The sequence below is a fragment of the Mycolicibacterium llatzerense genome (assembly GCF_000878195.1).
GTDB lineage: Bacteria > Actinomycetota > Actinomycetes > Mycobacteriales > Mycobacteriaceae > Mycobacterium > Mycobacterium llatzerense.
In genome coordinates this window covers 25,791-32,748 of sequence record NZ_JXST01000027.1, presented here as the reverse complement: position 1 = coordinate 32,748, position 6,958 = coordinate 25,791, and the positions used below count along the sequence as shown (strand labels likewise).

At 67.0% G+C, this 6,958-nt stretch carries 5 protein-coding genes; 3 read left to right on the top strand and 2 right to left on the bottom strand.

Annotated features, from left to right (window positions below):
- Nucleotides 1-24 precede the first annotated feature (24 nt).
- Nucleotides 25-801 (bottom strand): 3-oxoacyl-ACP reductase FabG, encoded by a 777-nt coding sequence (gene fabG / locus TL10_RS18855; protein ID WP_043986825.1) that lies wholly within the window; start codon nucleotides 799-801, stop codon nucleotides 25-27.
- Nucleotides 802-816: 15 nt separating this feature from the next.
- Nucleotides 817-1,833, bottom strand: coding sequence for a phosphotransferase enzyme family protein (locus TL10_RS18850; RefSeq protein WP_043986824.1), 1,017 nt, complete (start codon nucleotides 1,831-1,833; stop codon nucleotides 817-819).
- A 279-nt stretch (nucleotides 1,834-2,112) separates the two neighbouring features.
- Here TL10_RS18850 and TL10_RS18845 point away from each other — a divergent pair, with 279 nt between their 5' ends.
- Genes TL10_RS18845 through TL10_RS18835 form a run of 3 tightly spaced genes read left to right on the top strand, consistent with a single transcriptional unit; the run spans nucleotide 2,113 to nucleotide 6,949 of the window.
- On the top strand, nucleotides 2,113-3,690 hold the full coding sequence (locus TL10_RS18845; protein ID WP_043986823.1) for an APC family permease: 1,578 nt from the start codon (nucleotides 2,113-2,115) through the stop codon (nucleotides 3,688-3,690).
- Between the two features lie 50 nt (nucleotides 3,691-3,740).
- Nucleotides 3,741-5,066, top strand: coding sequence for an aspartate aminotransferase family protein (locus TL10_RS18840; protein WP_043986822.1), 1,326 nt, complete (start codon nucleotides 3,741-3,743; stop codon nucleotides 5,064-5,066).
- Nucleotides 5,063-6,949, top strand: a complete 1,887-nt coding sequence (locus TL10_RS18835; protein ID WP_043986821.1) for a propionyl-CoA synthetase — start codon at nucleotides 5,063-5,065, stop codon at nucleotides 6,947-6,949. Before TL10_RS18840 ends, TL10_RS18835 begins: the two co-directional genes overlap by 4 nt.
- Nucleotides 6,950-6,958 lie beyond the last annotated feature (9 nt).

Here is a 6,958-nt window from a genome sequence, read left to right as displayed (position 1 = left end):
GTGGTTCACCGTACCGACCGACTGTCAGCCCGCGAGGGCGTCCAGGGATTCGGGCAGGATTTGCCCGCCGTCGACGACGATGGACTGCCCGGTGATGTAGCGGGCCTCATCGGTGGCGAGGAACGCGGCGAGGTGGCCGATGTCTTCAGGGGTACCCAGCGTGCCGGCCGGGATGGACCGGGCCATGCCGGCGAGGTAGTCCTCGCCCATTTCCTGCAGTCCCTCGGTGAGGATGTTGCCGGGCAGCACGGCGTTGACGGTGATGCTCTTGGCGGCGAGTTCGATTGCGGCGGTGCGCATGAAGCCCAGCTGCGCGGCCTTGGAGGCGCCGTAGTGCGACCAGCCGGGGAACCCGGTGACCGGGCCGGTGATCGACGAGGTGATGACGACGCGTCCGGCGCCGCTCTTGGTCAGTGCGTCGAGGCAGGCCTGCACGCTGTAGACGGTGCCCTTGACGTTGACGTCGAGCACGGTGGCCAGGTCCTCGGGCGTCATGGTCGCAAGAGGGGCCTCGGGGAAGATGCCGGCGTTGGCGCACAGCACGTCGATGCCGCCGAAGGCGTCGACGGCGGCCGTGGCCATGGCCTGGCAGGACCGGGGATCGGCGACGTCGACGGAGACGCCGATGACCTTGCCGGACCCCAGGCCGTCGAGGCCGGCGACAGCGGTGTCGAGGTCGTGCAGCGACCGGGCGGCGACCGCGACGTTGGCCCCCGCGGTGGCGAAGACGGCGGCGATGCCGTAGCCGATGCCCTTGGTGCCGCCGGTGACGATGACGTTCTTGTTGGTGAGATCGAACACGGGTTGTCCTTGTCGTCAGTGGATGAGAGTCGGTGCAGCGGCGGGAACGTCGACCCGGAACCAGGATGGGTCGGTGAGGTAGGCCTGCGCCAATTGCGCTGTGCCGGAGGCATATCGGCCGCCGAGGGTCTGTGCCGGGCCGGATTCGGGATGGGAGCCGATCCAGGCCGTGAGCATCAGGCGGCGCAACATGACGAAGGTGGGGATCTCGACGAGGTCGGCGGCGGGAATGTCGCGGACGCTGCGGTACCCCGAGAGCCACTCGTCGACGATGCGCGCGGCGCCGGGGGAGTCCTCGACGAATGACACCACGGCACCGAGGTCAGCGAGGTACCACGACCAGCCGCAGTCATCGAAGTCGATGACGGTGATCTTGCCGCCGTGCACCATCAGGTTCGACATCCGCAGGTCGGCGTGGACCAACCCGAAGCGTTCGGGCCCCATGCCGTACTCGGTGAGCCGATCGATGACCTTGCGTTCGGCCGCTTCGATGACGGTGGCGTCCTCGGCCGTCAGGGCCGGCGCGTCACGCCAGTTGCCCCACCGGCCGGCGGCGCCGAGCATGGTGTCGAGATCCCAGCGGAACCGCGTGAAGGTCTCCGGTAGCTGCCAGCGCTGGACGTGCTCGTGCAGTGTCGCGGTGATGGCGCCCAACTCGCTGAAGCTGATGTCGGAGGCGTCATCCTCGGCGATGGTGCCCTCCACGAACGTGAACAGATCGACCAGACAGCTCTCGTCGCCGATCCGCGCCTCCACCACGCGGCGGCCGTCGGGTGCCGCGATCACCCGCGGCGTCGTGATGGACGAGTCGGTGCGCAGGCTCTCCATCCAGTCGAGTTCGGATTCGATGGCGGCCAGCGAGTGGTACCCGGGCCGGTGCACGCGCAGGACCTGCCGCTCGTTCCCTGATTCCACGAGGAAGGTGCCGTTCTCCGAGTAGCTGAGCAGCGTGACCGTCGCCGCGTCGAGCCCGTAGTGCGGGAGCGCGGCATGCGCGAAGCGTTCGTAGTCGGCGGCGGCCATGTCGCTCATTGTGGCTCTCCTGAACTGGCGGTGTGGGCACGGTCACTTTTTGGTCTGGTCAGTTGTACCGCACTCCGAGCCGAAAGTGAACCAAATCCAAAAATTGGTAACGACAGATTTACGCGCCGGAAACGCGGCAAAATTGGGGTATTGACCACGCTAAACCGGTCTGGTACCAATAGCGCTGTGCCGATGGCCTGGGGGTCCATTGGTCCACTGGATAGCTGAACTGCCGCTCGATAGAGCAGACCAAATAAACCAAAACCAGATCCGGATCGGTTGGCACCCATGAGTGAGATCGACGATTACCCACGAACTGCCCCAGTCACCGCGGCGCCGGATGGCGCCCCCGGAGTGCAGCGACTCAAACGCGACGCCGTCGGCCTGGTCGGCGTGCTTTTCATGGCGGTGGCCACCGCCGCCCCCATCACCGCGATGGTCGGCAACGTGCCCATCGCCATCGGATTCGGCAACGGCGCGGCGGCCCCCGCGGGGTACCTGATCGCGACGATCGTGCTGGGGCTGTTCTCCGTCGGCTACGCGGCGATGTCAAAGCACATCACCGCGACCGGCGCCTTCTACGGCTACATCTCCCACGGTCTCGGCCGGGTCGTCGGCCTATCCGCGGGTTTCCTGACCATGCTGGCCTACGTCGTGTTCGAACCGGCTCTCGTCGGCATCTTCGCGTTCTTCTCCCGGGACCTGTTCACCTCGCTCTTCGGCGTCAAGCTGCCGTGGCTGATGTTCGCGGTGGCGATGATCGTCGCCAATGCTGTCCTGACCTACTTCGACGTCAACCTGGCCGCGAAAGTGCTTGGCGGACTGCTGGTTACCGAGATCGTCATGCTGACCCTGATGGCCGGGTCCGTCGTCGTCAGCGGTGGCGGCCCTGAAGGTTGGTCGTTGGGGTCGCTCAATCCGATCAACGGGCTGAAGGGCCTGAATGCCGTCGTCCCGAACGTCAACGGCGTGGGCACCATGGCCGTGGTGGGGTCGGCCGGCGTGGGCCTGTTCTTCGCCTTCTGGTCCTGGGTCGGTTTCGAATCCAGCGCGATGTACGGCGAGGAATCCAAGAACCCGAAGAAGATCATCCCCATCGCCATCATGTCGTCGGTGTTGGGCATCGGTGCCTTCTACGTCGTGGTGTCGTGGCTGGCGATCGTCGGCACCGGACCCGCCAAAGCCATTGCGCTGGCGCAGGATACGAACACGGCCGGCGAGATCTTCTTCGGTCCGGTGCGCGACCACCTCGGCGGGTGGGCGGTGACCATGTTCCAGATCCTGCTGGCCACCGGCTCCTACGCGTGCGGCATGGCCTTCCACAACTGCGCGGCGCGTTACATCTACGCGATCGGTCGCGAAGACATCATCCCCGGGACCGCGAAAACCGTTGGGCGCACGCACCACATCCACGGCTCGCCGCACGTCGCCAGCTTCGTGCAGAGTGGCCTGGCGCTGCTCATCGTCGTGTGGTTCGCCGTCTCGGGTCGCGACCCCTACAGCGGGCTGTACGGCCTCGGCGCCCTCCTGGGCACCGCAGCCATCCTGATCGTGCAGGCGCTGGCGGCGTTCTCGGTGGTCTCGTACTTCCATGTGCGCAAACAACATCCGGAGACTGCGCACTGGTTCCGCACCTTGGTGGCGCCCGGACTGGGCGGTGTCGGGATGCTCTATGTGATCTACCTACTGATCAAGAACGCGTCCTTCGCCGCCGGCACGGCATCCGAAGACATCGTCTTCACCTCGATCCCGTACGTGGTCGGCACCACCGCCACCGTCGGAATCGTCATCGCCCTCGTACTGCGGGCCCGATCCCCGCAGCGCTACGACCGGCTGGGCCGCGTCGTACTCGACGACGAGCGCTGACGCCACACCCGCATCCAGCGCCGATCGCTTCTATCGCAAGGACAACGAACATGGCTTTCTCCACAATCATGGACTCCAACAGCTACACCGGCGGGGAAGCGCTGGACCCCGCCACCGATGCCATGGTGGAGAAGCGGCGCAGGGCGCTGGGCCCGTCGTACCGGCTCTTCTACAGCCGGCCGGTGCATCTGGTGAAGGGTGCCGGCGCCCATCTGTTCGACGCCGAGGGCAACAAGTACCTCGACGCCTACAACAACGTGGCCAGCGTGGGGCACTGCAACCCGCGGGTGATCGAGGCGGTGACCCGCCAGATGTCGGAACTGAATACCCACACCCGCTATCTGCACGGCGGCATCCTCGACTATTCCGAGCAGTTGCTCGCCACGTTCCCCGCGGAAATCTCGTCGATCATGTTCACCTGCACCGGGTCTGAGGCGAACGACCTCGCCGTCCGGGTGGCCGAGCAGTACACCGGCGGGACCGGGGTCATCGTCACCGAAGAGGCGTACCACGGCAACAGCGCGCTGATCTCGGCGATGTCGCCCTCGCTGGGCGTCGGGCTGCCGCTGGGCACCAATGTCCGCACCGTGCCGGCCCCGGACTCCTACCGCATCGATCCGGCGGAACTGGGCCGCTGGTTCGCCGACCAGGTCAGCGGCGCGATCGCCGACCTCGAACGGCACGGCCACAAGTTCAGTGCGCTGCTGCTGGATTCGATCTTCTCCTCCGACGGCATCTACGTCGACCCGACGGTGCTGGGGCCCGCAGTCGAGGTGGTCCACCGCGCTGGTGGCGTGTTCATCGCCGACGAAGTTCAGCCCGGTTTCTCCCGGACCGGCGAGGCGATGTGGGGTTTCCAGCGGCATGGCGTCGTGCCCGACCTGGTGACCATGGGCAAGCCGATGGGCAACGGCATTCCGGTCGCCGCGATGGCCGCCCGCCCGGAGATTCTCGATGCCTTCGCGCGGGAGACCCCGTATTTCAACACCTTTGGCGGAAACCCGGTGTCGATGGCCGCGGCGCAGGCCGTCCTCGACATCATCCAGGGTGACGGGCTCGCCGCCCACGCCGTCGAGGTCGGCGATCAACTTCGCGCCGAACTGCGCGCGCTGGCCAAGGACCACCCGTTCGTGGGTGACGTGCGCGGGACCGGGCTGTACACCGGCGTCGAGATCGTCACCGACCCCGACAGCAAGGAACACGACCGGGCCCAGGCGCAGCGCATCGTCGACTTGATGCGGGAAAACCGGGTTCTGATCTCTGTGTGCGGCGGACATGGCAACATCCTCAAAGTGCGCCCACCTCTTGTGTTCTCGATGTCGGACCTGGACTGGTTCATGACGGTGTTTTCCGCCGTGGCCAAGGAGGTCTCGTGAGCGCCTATCGCGAGGCGTTCGAGGCCGCTGCGCAGCGGCCCGACGACTTCTGGCTGGCGGCCGCCGAGGCCATCGACTGGACCGTTCCGCCGACCCGCGCGCTCGACGATTCCGCGGCGCCGCACTACCGCTGGTTCCCCGACGGGCAGCTCAACACCTGCTACAACGCCCTCGACCGGCACGTCGAGGCCGGCAACGGGGACCGCACCGCGCTGATCTACGACTCGGCGATGGTTGGCGTGCAGCAGTCCTTCACGTACGCCGAGCTGCTCGACCGCGTGGCGCGCTTCGCCGGAGCGCTTGCCGCACAAGGCGTCACCAAGGGCGACCGCGTCGTGGTGTACATGCCGATGATTCCCGAAGCGGTCATCGCGATGCTGGCCTGCGCCCGCATCGGCGCCGTCCACTCGGTGGTTTTCGGCGGGTTCGCGGCCAACGAACTCGCGGCCCGCATCGACGACGCGCAGCCGGTGGCCCTGCTGACGGCCTCGGGTGGGCTGGAGCCAGGGCGGACGGTCGAGTACCTGCCCGCCGTCGCCAAGGCGCTGGCGTTGTCGTCTTCGGCGCCCGCGACGGTGATCGTCAAGAACCGCGGCGAGATCGCCGGTGAGGCCGCCGACTACCCGGGTTACCTGGACTGGGACGAGCTGGTGGCGGACGCTGCGCCGGTGGCTCCCGTGCCTGTCGCTGCCACCGACCCGCTCTACATCCTCTACACCTCCGGGACCACCGGGAAGCCCAAGGGCGTCGTGCGCGACAACGGTGGGCACGCCGTCGCGCTGGCCTGGTCGATGAAGAACGTCTACGACATCAGCGCCGGCCAGGTGATGTGGACCGCCTCGGACATCGGGTGGGTCGTCGGCAGCTCGTACATCGTCTACGGACCCCTTATTGCCGGTGCGACCACGGTGCTCTACGAAGGCAAGCCCGTCGGCACGCCCGACGCCGGTGCCTTCTGGCGAGTCATCGAACAGCACGGGGTGCAAGCGCTGTTCACCGCACCGACCGCGCTGCGCGCCATCCGCAAGGCCGATCCGAACGCATCGATGCTTGCGGGACATGACATTTCGACGTTGCACACGCTGTTCGTCGCGGGCGAACGCCTGGACCCCGACACCTACGAGTGGGCGTCGGACGTCCTGCACTGTCCCGTCGTCGACCACTGGTGGCAGACCGAGACCGGCTGGGCCATCTGCGCCAACCTGCGAGGGCTCGAGCCGATGCCCATCAAGGCCGGATCGCCGACCGTTCCGGTACCCGGTTACCAGGTCGGCATCGTCGACGCCTCCGGTAACCCCGTCGCATCCGGCGTCGAAGGCAACATCGTCATCAAGCTGCCGCTGCCGCCCGGCACCCTCGCCGGGTTGTGGCAGAACCCCAAGGGATTCGTGCAGTCCTACCTGACCGCGTTCCCCGGCTACTACCTGACGGGCGACTTCGGCTACGTCGACGATGACGGATATCTCACCGTACTGGGCCGCACCGACGACGTCATCAACGTTGCGGGGCACCGGCTTTCGACCGGGAGTATCGAGGCGGTCATCGCCGGGCACCGGGCTGTGGCCGAGTGCGCCGTCATCGGTATCCACGACGACCTCAAGGGGCAACGGCCGAGTGGTTACGTCGTGCTGAAAGCCGGCGCGGACATCGACGGCGCGGCACTGCAGCAGGAACTCGCGGCGATGGTGCGTGACCAGATCGGCGCGGTCGCGACCTTCCGCGACGTCACCGTCGTCGGCGCCCTGCCCAAGACCCGGTCGGGGAAGATCCTGCGAAAGACCATGCGGCAGATCGCCGAAGGCGTCGACTACGTCGTCCCGTCCACCATCGAGGACAGTTCGGTGATCGACGCGCTGATCTCGGTGCTGCGGCCGACCTCGTAACTCGCGGCG

Bases quoted from the DNA above. Each gene is read 5' to 3' on its own strand.
- TL10_RS18850 (WP_043986824.1), bottom strand. From the start codon at position 1,833: ATGAGCGACATGGCCGCCGCCGACTACGAACGCTTCGCGCATGCCGCG.
- TL10_RS18845 (WP_043986823.1), top strand. From the start codon at position 2,113: ATGAGTGAGATCGACGATTACCCACGAACTGCCCCAGTCACCGCGGCG.
- TL10_RS18840 (WP_043986822.1), top strand. From the start codon at position 3,741: ATGGCTTTCTCCACAATCATGGACTCCAACAGCTACACCGGCGGGGAA.